Origin of the sequence: Caulobacter hibisci (genome assembly GCF_016135805.1) — a bacterium.
Taxonomy (GTDB): domain Bacteria; phylum Pseudomonadota; class Alphaproteobacteria; order Caulobacterales; family Caulobacteraceae; genus Caulobacter; species Caulobacter hibisci.
In genome coordinates this window covers 1-21,064 of the sequence record NZ_JADWOX010000005.1, presented here as the reverse complement: position 1 = coordinate 21,064, position 21,064 = coordinate 1, and the positions used below count along the sequence as shown (strand labels likewise).

The following is a 21,064-nucleotide window of genomic DNA, read 5'->3' as shown; positions in this document are numbered from 1 at the left end:
AATGAGAGGAAGCGCCGAATGAAGCTCGCGTCTCTGAAGGGCGGCCGCGACGGCCGGCTGGTCGTGGTGTCGAACGACGTCGCCTGGTGCACCGACGCCGGGACGATCGCGCCGACGCTGCAGGCCGCGCTCGACGACTGGGAACGCTGCGAGCCGCTGCTGCGCGGGCTGGCCGAGAGCCTGGAGCACGGCGGCGTGCCCAAGGACCGCTTCCACGAGCACCATGCGCTCAGCCCCTTGCCGCGCGCCTACCAGTGGCTGGACGGCAGCGCCTACGTCAATCACGTGCAGCTGGTGCGCCAGGCGCGCGGGGCCGAGATGCCCGAGAGCTTCTGGACCGATCCCTTGATGTACCAGGGCGCGTCGGATGGGTTCCTCAGCCCCCGCGACACCATTCCGCTGGCCGACGCGGCCTGGGGCTGCGACCTGGAGGGCGAGATCGCCGTCATCGTCGGCGACGTGCCGCTGGGCTCCAGCCGCGAAGAGGCCCTGGCGGCCATTCGGCTGGTGATGCTGTGCAACGACGTCTCCCTGCGCAACCTGATCCCGGCCGAGCTCGGCAAGGGTTTCGGCTTCGTGCAATCCAAACCGGCCAGCGCCTTCTCGCCGGTGGCGGTCAGCCCTGACGCCCTGCCGGGCTGGAGCGACGGCAAGCTGTCGGGCGCGCTGCTGGTCGAGCTGAACGGCAAGGATTTCGGCGCGGCCGACGCCGGCGTCGACATGACCTTCGACTTCGGGACCCTGGTGGCCCACGCGGCCAAGACCCGGGCGCTGAGCGCCGGCACCATCGTGGGCTCGGGCACGGTTTCCAACCGCGGCGAAGACGGCGGCCCGGGCAAGCCGATCGCCGAGGGCGGTCTTGGCTACTCCTGCCTGGCCGAACTGCGCACGGTCGAGACCATTCTGCACGGCTCGGCCAAGACGCCGTTCCTGCTGGGCGACGACACCGTCCGCATCGAGATGAAGGACGCCAAGGGCCACACGATCTTCGGCGCCATCGAGCAGCAGGTCGAGCGGGTTTGAGCGAAGAGGTCGCCTCACAGGTCGAGCATGGCGGAAGGGTCTGGTCGACGCCGGCCGGGGTCAATCTCGGTCCGCTCGACCTGATCGCCGACGGGGCGGCCCGCAACTACGTGCTGCAGATCGGCACCAACCGCTTCCACGGCTTCGTGGTGCGGCGGCGCGAGGCGGTGTTCGGCTATGTCGACCGCTGCCCGCACGCCGGCCTGCCGCTGGCCCAGGCGCTGGACCAGTACCTGACCCCCGACGGCGGCATGATCGCCTGCTCCTGGCATGGGGCGGTGTTTTCGATCGAGGACGGCGCCTGCCTTGGCGGCCCCTGCGCTGGCGCTCGGCTGACGCCTTGGCCCGTGCGGGTCGAGGACGGCCGGATCAAGACCGCCTGAAACCCTTCGCCCAAAAGAAAAGCCGCCCTCCAGGAGAAGAAGGCGGCCGAGTCATTGGGAGGAAACGCCCTAGGAAGGGCAAATCCTGTATAGCCGCTCTTGCTTGCCGTGACAACGTTGTCATTAGCTTTTTCCGAAAAAAGTTTTCGGAAAGGCGTGGGGCCTTTGCCGGGCTTGCCTCGGGCGCTTTGCGCCGAGCCGTCGGGCGACTATGTCGGAGGACATGACCCGCCTCACCCTCCGCCTCGCCAAGCCTGAAGACGTTCCGGCCCTGACGGCCCTGATGAACGCCGCGATCGCCGAGCTGCTGACGCCGTTCCTGCCGCCCGAGGGCGTGGCGGCGTCGTTCGAGGTCATGGGTCTGGACAGCCAGCTGATCGCCGACGGCACCTATTTCGTCGTTCAGGACGGCGAGGCGATCGCCGGCTGCGGCGGCTGGAGCCGGCGGGCGACCCTGTTCGGCGGCGACCATTCGGCCGGGCGCGATGCGGCCATGCTGGATCCGGTCCGCGACGCGGCCCGGGTGCGGGCGATGTACACCCACCCCGACCACACCCGGAAGGGCGTGGGCCGGATGATCCTGGCGGCCTGCGAACAGGCGGCGGCGGGGGAGGGGTTCTCGCGGGCCGAGATGGCGGCGACCATGGGCGGCGTGCCGCTGTATGAGGCCTGCGGCTATGAGGCGATCGAACCGTTCACCGCGCCGACCTCCAAGGGCTACGACGTGCCGCTGGTGCGGATGGGCAAGGCGCTGACGCCGGCGCCCGTTCGCTAGGGCTCAAGAAAAAGGGCGAACCTTGCGGCCCGCCCCCATAGTCTTGGTCGTCGGGGCGCGGTGGGCCGCGCTGCCAGGTTCCGCTTAGCGGAACAGGCTCAGGATCGAGCTCGACGACTGGTTGGCGATAGACAGCGCCTGGATGCCCAGCTGCTGCTTGGTCTGCAGGGCTTGGAGCTTGGCGCTTTCCTTGGCCAGGTCGGCGTCGACCAGGTTGCCCACGCCGGCGTCGAGGCTGTCTTGCAGCTTGCCGACGAAGGTCAGGTGGGTGTCCAGGCCGGTCGAGCTGGTGCCCAGCGAAGCCAGCTTGTTGGTCGCCGTTTGCAGGGCCGTGTCGATGGTCGAGATCATCGTCTTGGCCGCGGCGGCGTCGGTGAACGACGTGCCGGCGCTGAGGCCGATGCCGGCCAGCGACAGGGTCTTGGAGTTCACCGTGATGCCCGAACCGTCCGAGTTGGCCAGGTAGGTCAGCTTGGTGGTCTTGCCGTCGATGATGCTCGCGCCGTTGAACTTGGCGTTGCTGACGGCCTTGGTGATCTGGTCGCGCAGCGAGTTGAAGTCCGACTTCAGGGCGTTGAACGAAGCGGTGTTCAGCGAGGTGTCGGAAGCGGCCAGGGCCTTTTCCTTCATCTTGCCCAGCAGGTCGGTGACGGTGTCGCCGGCGGCCAGGGCGACGTCGATGGTGGACTGGCCGCGTTGCAGCGAGTCCTTCACGGCGTTGATCGAGGAGGCGGTGGCCGACTGGTTCTTGGCGGTGGCCCAGATGGCGCCGTTGTCCTTGGCGCTACCGATCTTCTTGCCGGTGTTGATGCGCTGCTGGGTGATCTGCAGGTCGCTGTTGGTCGAGTTCAGGTTTTGCAGGGCGATCATCGCCCCCGAGTTCGTGTTCACGCTGTTCAGCGCCATAACGAAGACTCCTTCTTGAGGTGTCCGACGTCATTTTGACATCGGAGGGCTTTTTGCCCTCCTGCAATATTTCGCAATCTTCTTAGCATTGAGTGAAAATGTCGCGGTTACCGAGAGCTTAGTGGTAAGTCTCCGTTAACCTTCATTGACGCAGTCGGCGCGGCTGAATCGCCGGGTTCGTCGGGGCGAGTCATCGAGACTTTCCCAGGCGTCGTCTAGACTCTGATGTCCTTGTGTCGAGCGAGGAAGCTGGGCGTCTGGCCCGGCTTTCATCATCGAAGATTCAAGCCGCTCGTGACTTGTGCGCTTGGAGATCATGCGCAGAGGCGCGCCGGCTCGGCGGCGGGATCCTCGGTCTCGAACAGGTCGAAGGCCTCTTCCCAGGCGGCCAGGCGGGTCTCGCGCAGGGCCGCGTCGTCGATCACCCGCACCAGCTGGTCCTCGCGGTCGTTCCACACCAGGCCAAGGTCGGTGGAGCGCTCGGCGTCGCCGCCCAGCAGCAGGATGACGTCGGCCTTGGCGGCGCGCTCGGGGCTCAGGCGCATCAGGGTGCGGCCCGCGCCCAGGTCGCGGTGGATGTCGGCGAAGGCCAGCACGGCCGAGATCATCGCGGCGCTGACCGGGCGGACGTGCCAGGGCTGGCAGGCGAGGCGGCTCATGTCGGTTTCTCCGAAACGAAGGCGATGATCTCTTTTGAAGGTGCGTTGCGTCAAAAACGGTCGTAATGAACCGGAATGAGACATGAGAAGGCGACGAAGCTGCTCGACCTGGCCCGCCTGTTGGCCAGCACCTCCGAAGGTCTGACCCTGGACGAGATGGCGCAGGCCATGGAGGTCGGGCGGCGCACGGCCGAGCGCATGCGCGACGCGGTCTGGGCCGCTTTTCCGCAGATGGAGTCGATCGAGGACCCGCCAACCCGACGGTTCCGCATCCCGTCCGGCCTGGACAGCCTGTTCCAGACCCCGACCGCCGAGGAACTGGCGGCCCTGCGCACGGCCGCTGACTCCAACGCCGCCGCCGGCGCCGAAGGCCGGGCCAGCGCGCTGTACGCCCTGGAGGGCAAGCTGCTGTCGGCCCTGAAGGGCTCGGCTCGCCGGCGCGTGGCCCCCGACGTCGAGGCCCTGGTTCAGGCCGAGACCATCGCCGTCCACGCCGGCCCGCGGCCCTACGAGGACCAAGGCGTGCTGGCCCAGATCCGCAGCGCGGTGAAGGGGCTGACGGCCCTGTCGTTCCGCTATGACGGCGGCAGCCAGCCGGGACGCACCCGCAAGGTCACGCCGCTGGGCATCCTGTTTGGCCGCAGCAACTACCTGGTGTCGCTGGAGGGAAGCGATCCCCGGCCGCGCACCTTCCGCCTGGACCGTATGGCCGGGGTCGAGGCCCTGGACGCCCCGGCCTCGCCGCCGGCCGATTTCTCACTGCAGGCCTTCGCCGACGAGAGCTTCGGCATCTATCACGGCGAGATCGAGGACGTGGTTCTGCGGATCAAGCCCGAACGGGCGGAGGACGCTCTGCGCTGGCGGTTCCACTCCAACCAGGTGGTGGAGCGAGGTCCGGACGGCGTGGTGACGGTGAGCTTCCGGGCCAGCGGCATGCTGGAACTGGCCTGGCACCTGTTCACCTGGGGCGATGCGATCGAGATCGTCTCGCCGGAGAGCCTGAGGCAGCGGATGATCGAAGAACTGGAAAAGGCGCTGGCGGCGCATCGCTCCAGCCCGGCCTAGTTCGCCACCAACCTCAGCAACGCCAGCTCCTGCGCCCTTGCCGAACTGGCCCGCCGCCTGGGCAGGGCGCTGGTCTCGAACGCTTCCAGCACCCGGGGGTGGATATAGGCCGCCCTGCAGACGGCCGGGGTGTTGCCCAGAAGGCCGGCCACGGCCTTGATGCACAGGTTCAGCGCCTTCTTGGCCTCGGTCTTGGTCTCCGGGGCCGGTTGCAGGCTCAGCGCCTCCAACGCCGCCAGCGAGCCGTACCAGGTGCGGAAGTCCTTGGCCGAGAAGTCCTCGCCGGCGACGGCGCGGATGTAGTCGTTGACGTCGTGGCTCTCGATCGCCCGGCGTTGGCCGTCCTCGTCGAGATACTGGAACAGGCGCTGGCCGCGCAGCTCCTGGCAGGCGCCGACGATGCGGGCGAGCCGGCGGTCGCGAAAGCCCGTGCGATGGGTCTTGCCGCTCTTGCCCCTGAACTCGAACACCGCCCCGCCGCCGGCCAGCTTCAGGTGGCGCTTCTGCATCGTGGTGAGGCCAAAGCTCTTGTTGGTCTTGGCGTATTCGTCGTTGCCGACGCGGATCAGGGTCAGCTCCAGCAGGCGCACGACGGCGGCCAGCACCTTCTCGCGCGGGAGGCCGCGGCGGGCGAGGTCGGCGTCGACGCGCTTGCGCAGGCGGGGCAGGGCGCGGCCGAAGGCGGCCATGCGCTCGTACTTGCGGGCGTCGCGGTCGGCCCGCCAGTCGGGGTGATAGCGGTATTGCTTGCGGCCCTTCTGGTCGCGGCCGATCGCCTGGATGTGGCCGTTGGGATCGGGGCAGATCCACACCCCGGTCCAGGCCGGCGGGATGGCCAGGGCGCGGATACGGTCTAGCGTGGCGGCGTCCTTGACCGTGCGGCCGTCGGCGTCGGCATAGCTGAACTTGCCCGGCTTCCCCAGGCGGCTCAGGCCCTGTTCCTGGTCGTTGACATAGGCCAGCAGGGTCTTTTCGGCGGGAGTGGTGTCGGCGGTGTCGCGCGCCATGGCGGTCACCGCGCGCCGAGGGTGGAAAAATGCCGGGCCATGCGTTCGCTCCCAACCTAATCTCGGCCAACGTGGTAGAGCGTTCGTCCGTTCCGGGGAGCTTCGATGAACTACCGCCACGCCTTCCACGCCGGCAATTTCGCCGACCTGCAGAAGCACGCGATCCTGCTGGCCCTGCTGAAGGCGCTGACCGCCGACGAGAGCCCGCTGGCGGTGATCGACACCCATGCCGGGGCCGGGGCCTACGACCTGCGCGGCGACATGGCCCAGAAATCCAAGGAAGCCGCCGCCGGCATCGGCCGCCTGCTGGCCGAGGGCGACGCCCCCGAACCCTTCGCGCCGCTGCTGAAGGCGGTGGAGGAACTGAACGTCGGCAATAAGGACGCGCCGCTCTATCCGGGCTCGCCGCTGCTGATCGCCCGCGCCCTTCGCCGAAGCGACCGTTACGCCGCCTGTGAGCTGCGCGACGACGACTTCGACCAGCTGCGCAAGGTGCTGGGCCCCTATGCCTTCGCCCAGGCGCTCCAGGCCGACGGCTACGCCACGGCCGAGGCCCGCGCGGGGCGGGGCGGGCGGACCTTCGTGCTGATCGACCCGCCGTTCGAGCGCCCCGACGACTACGCCCAGTGCGTGGCCACGGTGCGGGCCGTGCGCGCCGTCGATCCGGCCGCCGTGCTGGCGATCTGGACGCCGCTGAAGGACCTGGAGACCTTCGACGCCTTCATCCGCGCGCTAGAAAACGTCACGGACGACGCGCTAGTGGCCGAGCTCCGCCTGCGGCCCTTGAGAGATCCGATGAAGATGAACGGCAGCGCCATGGTGCTGGTCGGCGCGCCGACGGACATCGAGCCTCAGGTCGCGCAGATCACCACCTTCCTGGCTGAGCGCCTGGGCGATACGGGCGCCGCCGGCCGCGTCTGGCGCGCCTGACCGCGTGAGTCCCACGCCCAGCCTTCGCCAAGCCTGCGCCGTCTGGCTGAAGGTCGGTTGTCTGGGCTTCGGCGGGCCGGCCGGGCAGATCGCGCTGCTGCACCGCGAGGTGGTCGAGAAGCGCGGCTGGGTCGATGAGGACCGCTTCGCACATGCCCTGAGCTTCTGCATGCTGCTGCCAGGTCCCGAGGCCCAGCAACTGGCCACCTGGCTGGGCTGGCGGCTGCACGGGGTGCGCGGCGGGCTGGCGGCGGGACTGTTGTTCGTGCTGCCGGGGCTGTTCGCCATGCTGGGCCTCTCGGCGCTCTATGTCGTCCACGGCCAGGCGCGCTGGGCCGCGCCGGCCCTGCTGGGGCTGAAGGCGGCGGTCGTGGCCCTGGTGCTTCAAGCCCTGCTGAAGATGGCCGGACGCGCCGCCCGCGATCGGGCCGGCAAGGTCGCGGCGGTGCTGGCCTTTCTGGCGCTGAGCTTCACGATCGCGCCGTTTCCGCTGGTCATCCTGGTCGCCGGCCTGGCCGGGTGGTTCCTGGGCGGGCGAGGCGCGATCCCCGCCTCCGCCGAGCCGCCGTCGCCGTTGAAGGGGGCGGGCAGGGCGGCGCTGGTGTGCCTGGCCGCCTGGCTCGCGCCCGTGGCCCTGGCCTTCGTCCTGGCGCCGCGCTCGGCCCTCGCGCAAATCGGCGGGGTGTTCAGCGGGCTGGCGGTGGTCAGTTTCGGCGGGGCCTATGCGGCGCTGGCCTATGTGGGTCAGGTCGCCGGCGAGCTGAACTGGCTGACGCCGAACCAGATGCTCGACGGCCTGGGTCTAGCCGAGACCACGCCGGGGCCGCTGGTGCTGGTCTTCGTCTTCGTCGGCTTCGTGGCCGCCTGGCGCGACGCCGACCCGGCCCTGGCCTGGCCCGCCGCCATCGCCGGCGGACTGATGGCGGCCTGGGCCACCTTCGCCCCGTCGTTCCTGTGGATCTTCGCCGGCGGGCCGTTCGTAGAGCGCCTACGCACCCATGCCCGCGCGGCGGCCGCCCTGTCGTGGGTGGGGGCGGCGGTGGTCGGGGTGATCGCCAGCCTGGCCCTGTGGTTCGCGGTGCACCTGCTGTTCCGCAGCGGCGACGACGTCGTCTGGGGGCCGTTCAGGACCACCGTTCCGGACCTCGCTAGCCTCGACCCTGCTGCCCTGGGCCTGGTGGTCCTGGCCTGCGGCCTGACCTTCGCCCTGCGGCTGCCGATCCTGGCCCTGGTGGCGGTGATGACCCTGGCGGGCCTGGCCTGCGGAGCGCTGTTCTAAAGCTTACCCAAGGTCAGCATTTTTGCGCTTGCGAACCAGCGATCTGTGTTATGCTGCGCCGCACAATCGCGATCGACGGAGTGAACGGCCATGGCTTCCTCGTCCTTCTTGCCCTTGTCGTCCGACAGCCCCGAAACGCCTTCGGCGCCCAACCTGCTGTTGGGCGCGGCCTCGCCCCTGTGGGCGGTGTTCGGCGGCGCGGCGGCGGCCGGGGCGACCTGGTGGTGGTGGGCCAATCGCTGGCGCGAGGCCGTCAATCTCGAGGCCCTGATCGCCCTGGCGCCCGAGCCGGTTTCGCGCGGCGCGCTCGATGCGCCGGCCGTGCTGGACACGCCGGCCGAGGTGGTCGAGGCCGCTGTCGCCGAGGTCGAGCCGATCGTCGAGACGGTCGCCGCGTCCGTCGTCGAGGTGGCCGAAGTCGCCGCCGAGGTTCCCGTGGCCATCGCCGAAGCCTCGATCGAGGTGCTCGAAGCCGTGGTCGATATCGCGCCCGAGCCCGTGGCCGAGGCGGCCGCGCCGGTCGTCGAAGCCGCCGAGACCGTGGTCGCGGAGGTCGCCGAGCCGGTGCTCGAAACCGTGGTCGAGACCGTCAAGACCGCCGCCGACGACCTGACCCTGCTGGTCGGCATCGGCCCCAAGCTGGCGGCCTCGCTGGCCGACCTGGGCGTCACCCGCTTCAGCCAGATCGCCGACTGGTCGCAGGACGAGCTCGACAGCTTCGACAAGCTGCTGAACCTCAAGGGCCGCGCCGAGCGCGACGCCTGGATCGCCCAGGCCAAGCGGCTGGCGGGAGGAGCCTGAGCTAGAACTTCGGGGTGAAGGCCGGCTCGCGCGGATGGGCCTTCTCCATGCTCCAGGCGCCCCGGCCTCGTTGCGCGGTGAAGACGAACCGCTCGCCGCTTGGCTGGATCAGCAGGACGCTGGCCGTGTGGCCGATCACCGCCGGGCGGCCACAACGGTGCTCGCCCGACCGGTCGACCGTCGTGCAGCCTGGGTCGCCGGCGCCGGGCAAGGCAAGGACGCTGTCGATGTTGCCGGCCGTCGCCGTCTCGGAAAACAGCCGCTCGCCGTCGCCATTGGCCCAGAGGATCCAGAGCGCCAACTTCCCCTGGACGGTGTCGTAGAACAGCTGAAGGCGGTCGGACCGACCGTCGCCGTCGAAGTCCAAATCGATGAATCTGGCCCCGGCCGCGATCGGCGGCAGCACCCTGGCGCCGGAGGGGATCCGAGCATTCGGATCGGGAGCGGCGGTCAAGGCCAGGGCCGCCAGGACGATCGTCAGCATCCTAGGCTCCTCCCATCGACCAGATCTTCTTGATCACGCCGGAAAAGCTCAGCATCGGCTGGCCGCCGGTGGACAGCAGGCCGCGCACGAAGATCATCGAGCCGCCGGCGCGCACCACCTCGCCGGTCGCCTCGACCAGATCGCCGGGCTTGGCCGGGCCGACGAAGTCGCCGTTCAGCGACACGGTCACGGCCTTGGCGTTCTCAAGCTCGCGCCAGGCGATGGCGAACAGCGAGAAGTCGGCGAAGGTCAGCATGCAGCCGCCGTGCATGAAGCCGCCGCCGTTCATGTGACGCGGCTCGGCCCGGAAGGCGCAGCGGACCTTGCCGTCGTCCTCGCGGAAATAGAACGGCCCGGCGGTGTCCTCGAAGGGATCCAGGCCCGTCCAGGTGCGCCATCCGGCCCAGTCGCCGTCCTCGACCAGCTTCGGTCCGCTGACGATCTCGTTGCCGCCGTCCATGCCCTGCGCTCCCGTACTTTCTCGTTGTTTTGCGGTCCAGCTAAGACCCCTGCGCGCGCCGAAGCAAGGCATCCGGCTTACGTCGAGAGCCGAACCGTGGCATGGCTTGCCCATGACCACCCCGATCCAAGACACCATCCTTTCGCAACTGGCCGCCCTGCCGGCCGGCAAGTCCATCGACCCGATGTCGGTGGCCAAGATCCTGCAGCCCGAGCGCTGGCAGCGCCTGCTGGGCCACATCCGCACCGACGCCGTCGAGCTGGCCAAGGAAGGCAAGATCGTCATCCTGCGCCACAACAAGCCGACCAACCCCGAGAAGTTCCGGGGCGTCTATCGCCTCCGCCTGCCGATGGAAGGCGACCCGACCAGCTTCCCGGACGTGGCCGACGACGAGGCCGACGACGGCGTTGACGGCGCCGAGGACTGAGCCGGTTCAGGACCCGCTTTTCAGTGGGTCTTGAAATGAAACTTGATCGATGAACCTATGAGCGTCTCGAATATGTCGGGAGGCTCCTATGATCGTTTTCGGCTCGTCGCTTTCTCCCTATGTGCGCAAGACCCTGGCCTTCGGCGCCGAAAAGGGTCTGGCGCTCGAGAACCGGGTGTCGCCGCCCGGAACCCTCGACCCCGACTTTGCCGAGTGCAGTCCGTTCAAGAAGATCCCGGCCTTCCAGGACGGTGATTTCAGGATCTCGGACTCCTCGGCGATCATCACCTATCTCGAAGCCCTGCATCCCGAGCCCAACCTGATCCCGGCCGAGCCCCGCGCTCGCGCCCGGGCGGTGTGGTTCGAGGAATATGCCGACACCATCCTGGTCGCGGCGGCCGGCAAGATCTTCTTCAACCGCATCGTCGCGCCGCGCTTCATGCGCCGGCCCGGTGACGAGGCGATCGCCGCGAAAGCGCAGGCCGAAGAGCTGCCGCCGGTGCTCGACTACCTGGAAACCATCGTCCCCGAGGCCGGCGGCTTCCTGCTGGAGGATCGCCTGACCCTGGCCGACATCGCCGTCGCCAGCCCGTTCGCCAACCTCCGCCACCTTGCGCTCGATCTGTCACGTTGGCCGCGCACCAAGGCCTATACCGATGCGATCCTGGCGGGGCCGTGCTTCGCAGCCCTGATCGCCAAGGAGGAAGGGTTGCTGGCTTTGGTTGCGCCCGTCGCAGCCTAAGCGCTTGCCAAGCCGCGCCGGCCACGGGAGGTTGACTCTCAAGCGCGGGAGCACCAGCCGTCATGCCGGATCCGACCTTTCCTGGCGTATTCATCGAGGAGGTCGGCTCGCCGCCTTTGATCGTCGGTCTGCCGACGGCCGTGGCGGCCTTCGTCGGATGCGCGGGCGAGGGACCGAGCGACCTTGCCACGGCGATTGGCGGCGCGAGCGCGTTCGAGATCGCCTTCGGCGCGCCCGACAGGCGCTTTCCCTTGACCCTGGCGGTTCGGGATTTCTTCGCCAACGGCGGCGAGGCGGCGGTGGTCGTGCGACTGTCCGGCCAGGCGACATCGCCTGAAAACCTGGCGGCCGCCCTGGCTGCGCTCGACGAGGTCGACCTTAATATCCTGCACCTGTCACCCGATCGGATCGATGGCGAGGCGCCGCGCTTCGCCCGAGAGGCCGCTGCGGCCTATGTAGAGCGGCGGCGGGCCATGCTGATCCTTGATCCACTGGCGGCCTGGAGCGACGGCGGCCTCGGCGCGGTGACGGCTGAAGCCTTGGGTGACTTCTCCCTGGCGGCCTCAGGTCGCACCGCCTGCTACCTGCCAAGGCTTCGTGACGCCGATGGGGTGCGTCCCGCGGGTGGCGCGGTGGCCGGCATATGGGCCAGGATCGACGGCGAACGCGGGGTTTGGGCCGCGCCGGCCGGGGTTCACATCGCCGTCCAGGGCGCGGAGCCCGAGCGGACCTTGAGCGACAACGAGAACGGCGCTCTCAACGAGCGCGGCTTCAATGCTCTTCGGCTCTTTCCCGGTGCGGGCTTTGTGGTTTGGGGCGCCCGCACCCTGGCCGCGCCCCTCGATCCCGCGGCCCGCTACGTGCCTTTGCGCCGACTGGTCGATCACGTGGAGGCCAGCGTCGAGCGCGGCCTGGACTGGGCGCTGTTTCACGCCGCCGGTCCGCCGCTGTGGACACGGGTTACCGCCCAGGTCGAGACCTTCCTGGTCGGCCTCTGGCGAGCCGGCGCCTTGGCGGGCGTCAAGCCGAGCGAGGCCTTCGTCGTCATCTGCGGCGCCCGCAACAACACGCCGGCGGACGTGGCGGAGGGGCGGCTGCGGGTCGACATCGGCTTGGCCGTGCAACGCCCCGCCGAGTTCGTGGTGACCTCGATCCAGGTTTCGACGGGCGCGGCTTGAGGTCGCCGCCCCTTGGCGCGGGGGCGGGTTCGTCCTACCTGCCGACCATGCCGCTGGACGTCCTGCTCTCCGAAATCCGCGCCTGCCGCGCCTGCGTCGGCGACCTGCCCGAGCCGCGGCCCGTCGTGCGGGTGGGCGAGGGGACGCGGCTGCTGATCTGCGGCCAGGCGCCCGGGCGGCTGGTGCACGAGACCGGCCTGCCGTTCAACGATCCGTCCGGCAATCGCCTGCGCGACTGGATGGGGATCGATCGCGACACCTTCTACGGTCGGCCCGAGATCGGGGTGGCGGCCATGGCCTTCTGCTTTCCCGGCACCAATCCCAAGGGCGGCGACTATCCGCCGCCGCCGCGCTGCGCCCAGCTGTGGCGCAGGCCGTTGCTCGAAAGCCTGCCGAAGGTCGAGCTGACCCTGCTGGTCGGCGGTTACGCCCAGGCCTGGGCGCTGGGCGACCGCATGAAGGGCTCGATGACCGACACGGTCGCCGCCTGGAGCGAATATCTGGCGCAAGGCGTTCTGCCGATGCCGCACCCGTCGTGGCGCAACACCGCCTGGCTCAAGCGCAATCCCTGGTTCGAGGACGAGGTGACGCCCTATCTTCGCCGCCGTGTCGCGGGCATTCTGGCCGAATGAACCGTCGGAGCCTTCTTCTCACCGTCGGGGCCGCCGGCCTCGCCGCCGCCTGCGCCCCCATCATCCAGCGTCCCGACCTGGCCCCGCTCGGCCTGCGCGGCGCGCGGTTGCAGGACGACTGGTTGGTCAGCTTCGACGGCGCCCGGCTGGGTCTCAAGACCTGGCTGCCGGAGGCGGGCGCACCGGTCACACAGGTGATCGTCGGCCTGCACGGCATGAACGACTATTCCAACGCCTTCCACCTGGCGGCCGCCTTCTGGGCCAAGCAGGGGATCGCCACCTACGCCCTGGACCTGCGCGGCTTCGGACGCTCGCCCAACCGAGGCGTCTGGGCCTCGACCGACCTGATGATCGAGGACGTCCGCACCCTGGTCGCCCTGGTCCGCGAGGCCCATCCCGAGGCCAAGGTCGCCCTGGCCGGGGTCAGCATGGGCGGGGGGCTGGCCATCGCCGCCATGGCCAGCGACAACCCGCCCGCCGCCGACACGCTGCTGCTGTTCGCCCCCGCCGTCTGGGGCTGGTCGGCCCAGCCTCTGCCCTACAAGACCAGCCTGTGGATCAGCGCCCACACCGCCCGCAGCTGGGTGGTCAAGCCCCCCGAGTGGCTGGTCTCCAAGGTTCAGCCCACCGACAATATCGACGAGCTGCGCCGCATGGGCCGCGACCCGCTGATGATCTGGGGCGCGCGCTCCGACACCCTCTATGGCCTGGTCGGGCTGATGGAGCGGGCCTGGGCGTCGCTGGGGCGGGTGAAGGTTCCGGTCGCCTACTTCTACGGCGCGCACGACGAGATCATTCCCGACGAGCCGACGCAGCAGGCCGCCCGCCGGCTGAAACCCGACGATCGTTCGGCGTTCTACGCGAACGGCTACCATCTTCTTCTGGTCGACAAGCAGGCCGAAGTGGTCTGGCGCGACGCCGCGGCCTTCCTCGCGGACCCCCAGGCCGACCTGCCGTCGGGCGCGCCGCCGATCCCGGGCGCGCCGACCGCGCCCAATATCGTCAAAGTTCAGGGCGTTCCGGCTGGTCGCTCGTAGATCGTCCGGCATTTCGCAGTGCGAAAAGAATGATCGTCGGCTGATATGAAAATGAGCCGATGAAGTGATCCTTGCGGCGACGCGTGGAGGGGCGTACATCCCCGCCCATTGTTTTCCGGCTGAGGCACGGCATGACCTTGTTCGATCTTCCCGATTTCGAAGGGCACGAAGGCGTCCATTCGTTCTACGACGAAAAGACCGGCCTCAAATCGATCATCGCCGTCCACTCCACCGCCCGCGGCCCGGCCGCCGGCGGCTGCCGGATGTGGGACTACGCCAGCAGCGAGGCGGCCCTGACCGACGCCCTGCGCCTGTCGCGCGGGATGTCGTACAAGAACGCCATGGCCGACCTCGACTTCGGCGGCGGCAAGGCCGTGATCATCGGCGACAGCCGCAGCCAGAAGAGCCCCGAGCTGTTCGAGGCCTTCGGCCGCGCCGTCGACAGTCTGGGCGGCAGCTACTGGACGGCCGAGGACGTCGGCGTCTCGCCGGCCGACCTGGAAAGCACCCGCAAGACCACCCGCTACGTCGCCGGCCTGGAAGGCCACGCGGCCGCCTCGGGCGATCCCTCGCCGGTCACTGCCGAAGGCGTGTTCCGCGGCGTGCGCCTGTGCGTCGAGCGGGCGCTGGGCCGTGACCTCAAGGGCGTCAAGGTCGCCATCCAGGGCGTCGGCCATGTCGGCGCCTATCTGGCCGAGAAGCTGCACGCGGCCGGCGCCGAGCTGATCATCGCCGACGTCAACCAGGTCGCCCTGAACGAGGTAGCCGCCAAGACCGGCGCGACCATCGTGCCGGCCGACGCCATCTTCGACGTCGAGGCCGACGTTTTTGCGCCGTGCGCCTTGGGGGGCGCGATTTCCGCCACGACCCTGCCGCGCCTGAAGGTCAAGGTCATCGCCGGCGGCGCCAACAACCAGCTCGCTGACGCCCTGATCGGCCAGACCGTGTTCGATCGCGGCATTCTCTACGCCCCGGATTACGTCATCAACGGCGGCGGCATCATCAACGTCGCGGCCGAGATCCGCGCCCTAGAAGCCGGCGGCGCCTTCGATCCCGACTGGGTGGCGACCAAGCTCGACCGCCTGGCCCTGACCCTGGTCGAGGTGCTCGACCAGTCGAAGAGCGAAGGGCGTCCCGCCAACCTGGTGGCCGACGAGATCGCCCGGGCGCGGATTTCTGCGGCGCGTCCCTGATCCTTCTCCCCTTGCGGGAGAAGGTGTCGGCGATAGCCGACGGATGAGGGGTCTCTCAGAAATCAGACGCCGTGACAGCTGCACCGCTGTCGCGGCGTTTTGCGTTTGTGCGACCCCTCACCCGACCCCCGCCTTCGCGGGGGCCACCCTCTCCCGCAAGGGGAGAGGGATCATCTTCCGCTCAAACTCGCCCCCGCGTCCTTGTCCAGCCGCAGGTAAACCGGCAGCGCCAGCAGCGTCACCACGCCGATCGCCACGAACGGCCAGACGAAGCTCGACGGCGTCAGGTGCGCGCCGCTGCCGCGCGTCAGGTGCAGCATCAGGCCGCCGAAGCTGACTCCCAGCGCCAATCCCACCTGCTGCGTCACCGCCGCCAGGGTCGAGGCCGCCGCGACGCGCGGCTGGGGCACGTCGGCATAGGCGATGGTGTTGGCGGCGATGAACTGGCTGGACCGCGCGAAGCCGCCGACCAGCAGCAGCACGATCATCAGTCCCATCGGCGTCGCCGCCGTGAAGGCGCCCGGCACGGCGGTCATGATCGCCGTGAACACCACGAACGCCGCCAGGGCCGAGCGGAATCCGTAGCGCTTGAGCAGGGCGCCGGCGAACGGCCGGGCGACCAGCACCCCGGCCCCGGTGGCGATGGTCACGGCGCTGGCCTTCAGCGGGCTCCAGCCCAACGCGACTTGCAAGAGCAGCGGCATCAGGAACGGGCTGGCCCCGATGCCCAATCGTACGAAGGTGCCGCCCAGCAGGCTGGCGCGATAGGTCGGGTAGCGCAGCAGGGTCAGGTCGAGGATCGGCCGGCTCACCGCCTTGCAGCGCTGCAGGTAGAGCCAGCCCGCGCCCAGTGACACCGCCAGCAGGGCCAGTTGCACCAGCGGCGGCAGCAGCGGCAGGCCCGCCGTCTCGGCCAGGCCGATCAGCCCCGACAGGGCGACGGCGCTGAACACGAAGCCCAGGGTGTCGAAGCGGCCGGCCTCGCGGTCGGGCGCGCCCTTGGGCACGAAGCGGCGTACGGCCAGGGCCCCGACCAGGCCGATCGGCAGGTTCAGGTAGAAGATCCACGGCCAGTCGGCGACCGACAGCACCAGGCCCGCGATCGGGGGCCCGATCAGCGGTCCGACCATGGCCGGCATGGTAAACCAGCCCATGGCGCTGATCAGCTTGTCCTTGGGCGTCGAGCTGACGACGATCAGCCGCGCCACCGGCGTCATCATCGCCCCGCCGATCCCCTGGATCACCCGCGCCCCCACCAGTTGGCCCAGGTTCTGCGACAGGCCGCACAGGGCCGAGCCGCCGAGGAAGACGACCATGGCGGTCAGAAAGACCCGTCGCGCCCCGTAGCGCTGGGCCGCCCAGCCGCTGGCCGGGGTGAACACCGCCAGGGCCAGGATGTAGGAGGTCAGGGCCAGCTTCAGGTGGATTGGGTCTGCGTCGAAGGCCTGGGCCAGGCGCGGCAGGGCGGTCGACAGGGCCGTGGAGTCGATGAACTCCATCAGGAGCGCGCTGGCCACGGCCAGGGAGACCAGGCGGGTGGTCCAGGGCGACGGCTCGGTCAGGCTATCTGACGGCGGCGCGGCGGCCGGACTGGCGGAGGCGGGATCGGACACGCCGCAGGGCCTACGCCCGCAAGGCCGGCGCCTCAAGGAAAGAGTCGCCGAACCGCGATCTGGAGCGTTGTCTTCCCAGAGCAAGGAGCGGCCATGCCCGAGACCCATATCGAGGCGCTGGAACAGCGCATGGCCCAGGCCGTCGCCGCCGAGGATTTCGAGGCCGCCGGCCGCCTGCGCGACGAGATCGCCGGCCTGCGGCGGTCCGAGCGGCTGCACGAGACGCCCGAGGATCCGGCGACCCAGGCGTCCTACTTCCGACGCCAGGTGCCGGGGAAGATGGGGCTGGGCACCGACCAGCCGGTTCCGGCCAGGCCGCCCGGCTGGACGCCGCCGCAGAAGCCCGACCCGATGACCGCCGGTCATTCGCGCGGCGGGCGTCGAAAGACCTAGGGCCGTTGCGTCCGGGGGCGGAAGGCTTCATGCTTTCGAACGACCGTTCGAGACTGAGACCCGATCGATGTTCCTCCGCTTCTTCTCCGAGCTGCGCCAGGCCAAGGTGCCGGTCAGCTTGCGCGAATACCTCCTGCTGATGGAGGCCCTCGACAAGGGCGTCATCGACCGCTCGATCGATGACTTTTACTACCTGTCGCGCGCCAGCCTGGTGAAGGACGAGAAGAACCTCGACAAGTTCGACCGCGTGTTCGGCCACGTCTTCAAGGGGCTTGAGACGACGGGCGAGGGGATCACCGCCGACATTCCCGAAGAGTGGCTCAAGGCCCTGACCGAGAAGTTCCTCACCGACGAGGAGAAGGCCCAGATCGAGGCCATGGGCGGCTTCGAGAAGCTGATGGAGACCCTGAAGGAGCGCCTGGCTGAGCAGAAGGAGCGCCACCAGGGCGGCAACAAGTGGATCGGCTCGGGCGGGACCAGCCCGTTCGGCAACAACGGCTACAATCCCGAAGGCGTGCGCATCGGCCAGGACAAGAGCCGTCATGGCCGGGCCGTGAAGGTCTGGGACAAGCGCGAATACAAGAACCTCGACGACAGCGTCGAACTGGGCACCCGCAACATCAAGGTCGCCCTACGGCGCCTCCGCAAGTTCGCCCGCACCGGCGCGGCCGAAGAGCTGGACCTGAACGGCACCATCCGCGGCACGGCCGAGAAGGGCTATCTCGACATCCAGCTGCGCCCCGAGCGCCGCAACGCCATCAAGGTGCTGATCTTCTTCGACATCGGCGGCTCGATGGACGGCCACATCAAGCTCTGCGAGGAGCTGTTCAGCGCCGCCAGGACCGAGTTCAAGCACCTGGAATTCTACTACTTCCACAACTGCCTCTACGAGGGCGTGTGGAAGGACAACAAGCGCCGGCACACCGAGAAGATCCCGACCTGGGACGTGCTCCACAAGTTCCCGGCCGACTACAAGGTGATCTTCGTCGGCGACGCGACGATGAGCCCCTACGAGATCACCTATCCGGGCGGCAGCGTCGAACACTGGAACGAGGAGCCCGGCGCCATCTGGATGAGCCGGGTCACCGACATCTACCAGAGCTGCATCTGGCTGAACCCCACCCCCGAGCGCCACTGGGACTACACCCAGTCGATCGGCGTCATGAAGCAGCTGATGAACGAGCGCATGTTCCCGCTGACCATCGACGGGCTCGACAAGGCGATGCGGGAGCTGGTGCGGGGGTAGGTGGAAAACCTCTCCCATAGGGAGAGGGAGGGGCCCATGCGAAGCATGGGAGGGTGAGGGGTTTCAAAGTCGGCGGTCCCATCACCACGCCCTGTATGAATGCAGGCGGGTAAACGGTGAGCGGTGTAACCCCTCACCCTCCCGCGCGCTGCGCGGGCCCCTCCCTCTCCCTCTGGGAGAGGGAAATCAGATACCCCGCGATCGCCGTCCGTCGCGCATCGAGCGCCTCCAGCTGCGCCCGCAGCCGCGCCTTCAGCCGCTCCGGACACGCCCCGTCCTCCCCCAGCAGGTCGGCGATCTCCGAGATCGGCAGGCCCAGCGCCCGCAGGTCGGCGATGGCCGACAGCCGCGCCCGCGCCGCCACGCCCAGCGTGCGGACGTTCTTGGCCCCCCGCCCGCAGGCGATCAGGCCCATCTCCTCGTAGTGACGGATGGCGCGCAGGGTCAGGCCCAGCTGCTCGGCGACCACGCCGATCGGCAGTTCGGTCGGACGCAGGGAAAAGCGCGGGGCGGGTGGAGCGATCTGGACGGCGGGCATCGGAACTCCCTTGCGAAGGCTCGTCTGGGCGCGGCGGCGTTCGGCCAGGGCGATGGCCGCCTTTGTCCGCGGACCGGGGATGGCGAGGTCGGGCTGGCTCACGCGAACTCCACCAGCACCTGATCGGCGGCCACGGGATCGCCGGCCTTGGCGTTGACGGCTTTCACCGTCGCGTCGCGCTCGGCGCGCAGGATGTTCTGCATCTTCATGGCCTCGAGCACGCAGACGATCTCGCCCTCGCGGACCTGCTGGCCGACCGCGACGTCCATCGACACCACGAGGCCCGGCATCGGCGACAGCACCAGCTTGGACGTATCGGCCGGGGCCTTGGCCGGCAGCTTCTCGTGCAGCTCGGCGCTGCGGGCGGTCAAGACCAGCACCCGGGCCTTGGCGGCCCGGTGGCGGATGGTGAAGCCCTCGGCGGCCGGCGCGACCTCGGCGGTGAAGGCCACGCCGTCCAGCACGGCGCGGAAGACCGCCAGACCTGGCCGCCAGGCGATGTCGGTCAGGACCAGACTGCGGCCCTCGTCGAGCAGGGTGACGGTCAGGCCCCGGTCGCTCTCGGCTTCGAACCGCACGCGCCGCTTGGCGTGGCCGACCACCACCGTCCAGTCCGTGCGCCTGGAGCCCAGCCGCCGGGCCAGCACCCGCTGCAGGGCGCAGCCCGTGGCCGCCAGGATGTCCAGCTGCAGCGGCGTGGGCTCGGTTCCGGAAAAACCGTCCGGGAACTCGTCCTTGATGTAGCTGGTGGCCAATTGGCCCGAGATGAAGCGCTCCTGGTCCATCACCGCGGCCAGGAACGGCACGTTGTGGCTGGGCCCCTCGATGTGGAAGTCCTCCAGGGCTCTCGCCATGCCCTTGACCGCCTCGGTCCGGGTGGGAGCCCACGAACACAGCTTGGCGATCATCGGATCGTAGAACATCGAGATCTCATCGCCCTCGCGCACCCCGGCGTCGTTGCGGACGAGATAGCCGTCCTTCTGGCCCTCCTGCGGTGGCGCATAGCGCACCAGCCGGCCGATGCTGGGCAGGAACTTGCGGTAGGGATCCTCGGCATAGATCCGGCTCTCGACGGCCCAGCCGTTGATCGACAGATCCTCCTGGCCGAAGGCCAGCGGCTCGCCGGCCGCCGAGCGGATCATCTGCTCGACCAGATCGAGGCCCGTGATCAGCTCGGTGACCGGATGCTCGACCTGCAGGCGGGTGTTCATCTCCAGGAAGTAGAAGCTCTTGTCCTGGCCGGCCACGAACTCGACCGTGCCGGCGCTGTCGTAGTTCACCGCCTGGGCCAGGGCGACGGCCTGGGCGCCCATGGCCGCGCGGGTCTGCGGATCGAGCAACGGCGACGGCGCCTCCTCGATGACCTTCTGGTTACGCCGCTGGATCGAGCATTCGCGCTCGAACAGGTGGACGACGTGGCCGTGCTTGTCGCCCAGCACCTGGATCTCGATGTGGCGGGGGCTTTCGATGAACTTCTCGATGAAGATGCGGTCGTCGCCGAACGCGCCGGCGGCTTCGGCCCGCACGGCCGGGAAGCCTTCCTCGACGTCCTTAGGGTTCCAGGCCACCCGGATGCCCTTGCCGCCGCCGCCGGCGCTGGCCTTGATCATCACCGGATAGCCGATCTGCTCGGAGATGCTCAGGGCCTCGGCGACGTCGGCGATCTCGCCGATGTGGCCCGGCACGCAGGACACACCCGCAGCCGCCGCGAACTTCTTGCTCTCGATCTTGTCGCCCATCGCCGAGATGGCGCCGGGGTTGGGACCGATGAAGACGATCCCCTCGTCGGCGCACCTCTGGGCGAACTCGGCCTTCTCGGAGAGAAACCCGAAGCCCGGGTGCACCGCCTGCGCGCCCGTCCGCTTGCAGGCGGCGATGATCTTGTCGGCGACGAGATAGCTCTGGGCCGCCGGCGAGGCGCCGATGTGCACGGCCTCGTCGGCCATCTCAACGGCCAGGCTGTCGGCGTCGGCGTCCGAATAGACCACCACCGTGGCGATCCCCAGACGACGGCACGTCTTGATCACCCGCACCGCGATCTCGCCCCGGTTGGCGATCAGGATCTTTGAAAACATCGGCGGTCCTCGGTGGGTTGGTCTTTGAGGAACCTCCCCCTGTGGGGGAGGTGATCGCGAAGCGATCGGTGGGGGGAGTGGCTGGGAAATCGGCCATCGCGCCGGCAGCTGAAAACTTCCCCCCACCGGCCTTCGGCCGCCTCCCCCAGAGGGGGAGCATCTCGCGTCCCACCCTTGATCAAAGCGGAATATTGTCGTGCTTCTTGGGCGGGTTGGTG

23 protein-coding genes are annotated in these 21,064 nt (G+C 69.1%); 15 read left to right on the top strand and 8 right to left on the bottom strand.

Annotated elements, in window-relative coordinates:
* Positions 1–18 precede the first annotated feature (18 nt).
* From I4Q42_RS09075 to I4Q42_RS09065, 3 genes are all read left to right on the top strand, one after another.
* Positions 19–1,023, top strand: a complete 1,005-nt coding sequence (locus I4Q42_RS09075) for a fumarylacetoacetate hydrolase family protein (RefSeq protein WP_198575750.1) — start codon at positions 19–21, stop codon at positions 1,021–1,023.
* Positions 1,020–1,406 carry a Rieske (2Fe-2S) protein gene (locus I4Q42_RS09070; protein ID WP_198575749.1) on the top strand — a complete coding sequence of 129 codons (387 nt, stop codon included), beginning with the start codon at positions 1,020–1,022 and terminating at the stop codon, positions 1,404–1,406. Before I4Q42_RS09075 ends, I4Q42_RS09070 begins: the two co-directional genes overlap by 4 nt.
* Positions 1,407–1,617: 211 nt before the next feature.
* Positions 1,618–2,181, top strand: coding sequence for a GNAT family N-acetyltransferase (locus I4Q42_RS09065; protein ID WP_198575748.1), 564 nt, complete (start codon positions 1,618–1,620; stop codon positions 2,179–2,181).
* A gap of 84 nt (positions 2,182–2,265) precedes the next feature.
* On the opposite strand, the gene I4Q42_RS09060 is transcribed toward I4Q42_RS09065, so the two are convergent.
* A complete protein-coding gene (locus I4Q42_RS09060; protein WP_198575747.1) occupies positions 2,266–3,087 on the bottom strand; it encodes a flagellin in 822 nt (273 codons plus the stop codon).
* 314 nt (positions 3,088–3,401) lie between these two features.
* Positions 3,402–3,746: a hypothetical protein gene (locus I4Q42_RS09055; protein ID WP_198575746.1), complete on the bottom strand. Its 345-nt coding sequence runs from the start codon at positions 3,744–3,746 to the stop codon at positions 3,402–3,404.
* A 75-nt stretch (positions 3,747–3,821) separates the two neighbouring features.
* Between I4Q42_RS09055 and I4Q42_RS09050 the strand changes: the two genes are divergently transcribed.
* Entirely contained in the window at positions 3,822–4,811 is a 990-nt protein-coding gene (locus tag I4Q42_RS09050) for a helix-turn-helix transcriptional regulator (RefSeq protein WP_198575745.1), read from the top strand.
* Here the strand turns inward: I4Q42_RS09050 and I4Q42_RS09045 are convergent.
* A complete protein-coding gene (locus I4Q42_RS09045; RefSeq protein WP_198575744.1) occupies positions 4,808–5,818 on the bottom strand; it encodes a DNA topoisomerase IB in 1,011 nt (336 codons plus the stop codon). The genes I4Q42_RS09050 and I4Q42_RS09045 overlap by 4 nt on opposite strands.
* Before the next feature lie 105 nt (positions 5,819–5,923).
* On the opposite strand from I4Q42_RS09045, the gene rlmJ reads away from it, so the two are divergent.
* The 3 genes from rlmJ to phaH all read left to right on the top strand — a co-directional run bounded on the left by rlmJ (position 5,924) and on the right by phaH (position 8,828).
* Positions 5,924–6,748, top strand: a complete 825-nt coding sequence (gene rlmJ, locus I4Q42_RS09040; RefSeq protein ID WP_198575743.1) for a 23S rRNA (adenine(2030)-N(6))-methyltransferase RlmJ — start codon at positions 5,924–5,926, stop codon at positions 6,746–6,748.
* A gap of 4 nt (positions 6,749–6,752) precedes the next feature.
* Positions 6,753–8,027 carry a chromate efflux transporter gene (chrA, locus tag I4Q42_RS09035; RefSeq protein WP_198575742.1) on the top strand — a complete coding sequence of 425 codons (1,275 nt, stop codon included), beginning with the start codon at positions 6,753–6,755 and terminating at the stop codon, positions 8,025–8,027.
* A gap of 90 nt (positions 8,028–8,117) precedes the next feature.
* Complete coding sequence (phaH, locus tag I4Q42_RS09030) at positions 8,118–8,828, top strand: phasin PhaH (protein WP_198575741.1); 711 nt, start codon at positions 8,118–8,120, stop codon at positions 8,826–8,828.
* Between the two features lies 1 nt (position 8,829).
* Here the strand turns inward: phaH and I4Q42_RS09025 are convergent, their stop codons facing one another.
* A complete protein-coding gene (locus I4Q42_RS09025; RefSeq protein ID WP_198575740.1) occupies positions 8,830–9,312 on the bottom strand; it encodes a hypothetical protein in 483 nt (160 codons plus the stop codon).
* Position 9,313: 1 nt separating this feature from the next.
* Positions 9,314–9,772 carry a PaaI family thioesterase gene (locus I4Q42_RS09020; protein ID WP_198575739.1) on the bottom strand — a complete coding sequence of 153 codons (459 nt, stop codon included), beginning with the start codon at positions 9,770–9,772 and terminating at the stop codon, positions 9,314–9,316.
* A 112-nt stretch (positions 9,773–9,884) separates the two neighbouring features.
* Here I4Q42_RS09020 and I4Q42_RS09015 point away from each other — a divergent pair, with 112 nt between their 5' ends.
* From I4Q42_RS09015 to I4Q42_RS08990, 6 genes are all read left to right on the top strand, one after another.
* Positions 9,885–10,199: a DUF3253 domain-containing protein gene (locus I4Q42_RS09015; protein ID WP_198575738.1), complete on the top strand. Its 315-nt coding sequence runs from the start codon at positions 9,885–9,887 to the stop codon at positions 10,197–10,199.
* Positions 10,200–10,287: 88 nt separating this feature from the next.
* A complete protein-coding gene (locus I4Q42_RS09010) occupies positions 10,288–10,941 on the top strand; it encodes a glutathione S-transferase family protein (protein WP_198575737.1) in 654 nt (217 codons plus the stop codon).
* 62 nt (positions 10,942–11,003) lie between these two features.
* Positions 11,004–12,119 (top strand): phage tail sheath family protein, encoded by a 1,116-nt coding sequence (locus I4Q42_RS09005; protein ID WP_198575736.1) that lies wholly within the window; start codon positions 11,004–11,006, stop codon positions 12,117–12,119.
* Between the two features lie 47 nt (positions 12,120–12,166).
* The gene (locus I4Q42_RS09000; RefSeq protein WP_198575962.1) at positions 12,167–12,751 is read left to right on the top strand and encodes a uracil-DNA glycosylase family protein; all 585 of its coding nucleotides are present in this window, start codon (positions 12,167–12,169) and stop codon (positions 12,749–12,751) included.
* The gene (locus tag I4Q42_RS08995; RefSeq protein WP_198575735.1) at positions 12,748–13,788 is read left to right on the top strand and encodes an alpha/beta hydrolase; all 1,041 of its coding nucleotides are present in this window, start codon (positions 12,748–12,750) and stop codon (positions 13,786–13,788) included. The genes I4Q42_RS09000 and I4Q42_RS08995 overlap by 4 nt, the downstream gene beginning before the upstream one ends.
* Before the next feature lie 131 nt (positions 13,789–13,919).
* Positions 13,920–14,981, top strand: coding sequence for a Leu/Phe/Val dehydrogenase (locus I4Q42_RS08990; protein ID WP_198575734.1), 1,062 nt, complete (start codon positions 13,920–13,922; stop codon positions 14,979–14,981).
* A gap of 170 nt (positions 14,982–15,151) precedes the next feature.
* On the opposite strand, the gene I4Q42_RS08985 is transcribed toward I4Q42_RS08990, so the two are convergent.
* On the bottom strand, positions 15,152–16,594 hold the full coding sequence (locus I4Q42_RS08985; RefSeq protein WP_332873048.1) for an MFS transporter: 1,443 nt from the start codon (positions 16,592–16,594) through the stop codon (positions 15,152–15,154).
* A 93-nt stretch (positions 16,595–16,687) separates the two neighbouring features.
* On the opposite strand from I4Q42_RS08985, the gene I4Q42_RS08980 reads away from it, so the two are divergent.
* Positions 16,688–16,987 (top strand): UvrB/UvrC motif-containing protein, encoded by a 300-nt coding sequence (locus I4Q42_RS08980; protein WP_198575733.1) that lies wholly within the window; start codon positions 16,688–16,690, stop codon positions 16,985–16,987.
* Between the two features lie 67 nt (positions 16,988–17,054).
* Positions 17,055–18,233, top strand: coding sequence for a vWA domain-containing protein (locus I4Q42_RS08975; RefSeq protein WP_198575732.1), 1,179 nt, complete (start codon positions 17,055–17,057; stop codon positions 18,231–18,233).
* A gap of 133 nt (positions 18,234–18,366) precedes the next feature.
* Here I4Q42_RS08975 and I4Q42_RS08970 read toward each other — a convergent pair whose 3' ends face one another.
* Both I4Q42_RS08970 and I4Q42_RS08965 read right to left on the bottom strand, forming a co-directional pair.
* Positions 18,367–18,873 carry a MerR family transcriptional regulator gene (locus I4Q42_RS08970; protein ID WP_198575731.1) on the bottom strand — a complete coding sequence of 169 codons (507 nt, stop codon included), beginning with the start codon at positions 18,871–18,873 and terminating at the stop codon, positions 18,367–18,369.
* Complete coding sequence (locus I4Q42_RS08965) at positions 18,870–20,846, bottom strand: acetyl-CoA carboxylase biotin carboxylase subunit (protein ID WP_198575730.1); 1,977 nt, start codon at positions 20,844–20,846, stop codon at positions 18,870–18,872. The genes I4Q42_RS08970 and I4Q42_RS08965 overlap by 4 nt, the downstream gene beginning before the upstream one ends.
* Positions 20,847–21,064 lie beyond the last annotated feature (218 nt).